Here is a 1,045-nt window from a genome sequence, read left to right as displayed (position 1 = left end):
CAAGAGAGGAGATAAAAGCTAACAGCCAAACGGCGACCCCTTCACAATCTAATACCCCTCCGCAAGCGGCGGATAGCAAGCCGAATACCGCAAAGGTAAAAACTAAGTAAAATCGAGCTAAAGAGATAATGCGCAAGTGAATTTAAACAGATAGGCGTTACGGCGTTGCCGAATCGCGATCCGTTTAGCGCACGGAAAGAAGCGGCTTGTTTCAATTTGGGCTTTTCAAGCCTAACCGGTTGAGCCAGATTGTGGCTTTATAAGCTCGGTCGTGCAAAAAATATCTTTCGCTCAATATGCGCTGGCCGAGCGTCCTTTTTACCGCAGCTGGCGAGTTTAAATTTTAAAATTTAGATTTAAATTTTCTATCTCGATCATATCTTTATACCCTTGCCGTTTGAGCTCGTGCTTAAAATCGCAAAAGAGAGTATGAGCAGAAACAGCACAACTCCCGGGAAAAGCACGACCCACCAAGAACCCATAAATAGCGCCTGCGTGCTTTCATTTAGCATAAGCCCGAGACTGATCGCGGATAGATCGCTTCCTACTCCGAAAAAGCTAAGCGTCGCTTCCATAGCGATCGCGTGCGCGGCATTGATGCCAAAAAGCGTAAAAAGCAGAGCCTTTAAATTTGGAAGCGCTTCAAAAAATATAAGTTTAAAATGCGTCGCTCCGTTGATTTTGGCTTGAGCTATAAAATCGCTTTTAAGCATCGTTTTTAGAGCGCCCAAAATAACCTTTGCGCTTTGCATCCACGAACAAAGCCCGATTATAAGGATAATCGTAAATAGTCTGCCGCCGGAAATCGATGAAAAACTCATAATAAATATAATGCTAGGCAGGGATAAAAACGCATCTATCAGCCTGTCAAAAAGCTCTTTTATAAAATTTGAATTAAGCGTTGCGATGTAGGCGTAAAAAGAGGCTATGAGGGTCGTTATGAAACTTGCCTCGACCCCTACGATAAGCGATGTTCTAAGAGCATAAAATACGCGACTTAGAAGGTCTCTGCCCATAAAATCCGTTCCGAAAATATGAGTTTGGC

Annotated in this window: 1 protein-coding gene; it reads right to left on the bottom strand. The window is 43.4% G+C overall.

Annotation, left to right across the window (positions count from 1 at the left end; translation table 11 throughout):
• Window positions 1-374: 374 nt before the first annotated feature.
• On the bottom strand, window positions 375-1,045 hold a 671-nt coding region (locus tag Q0236_RS00440; RefSeq protein WP_297913717.1), incomplete at its 5' end, for an ABC transporter permease.

Source organism: uncultured Campylobacter sp. (assembly GCF_938031315.1).
Taxonomy (GTDB): Bacteria; Campylobacterota; Campylobacteria; order Campylobacterales; family Campylobacteraceae; genus Campylobacter_B.
The sequence above is the reverse complement of the archived record's forward strand: the minus strand, read 5'-3'. Positions and strand labels throughout refer to the sequence as shown.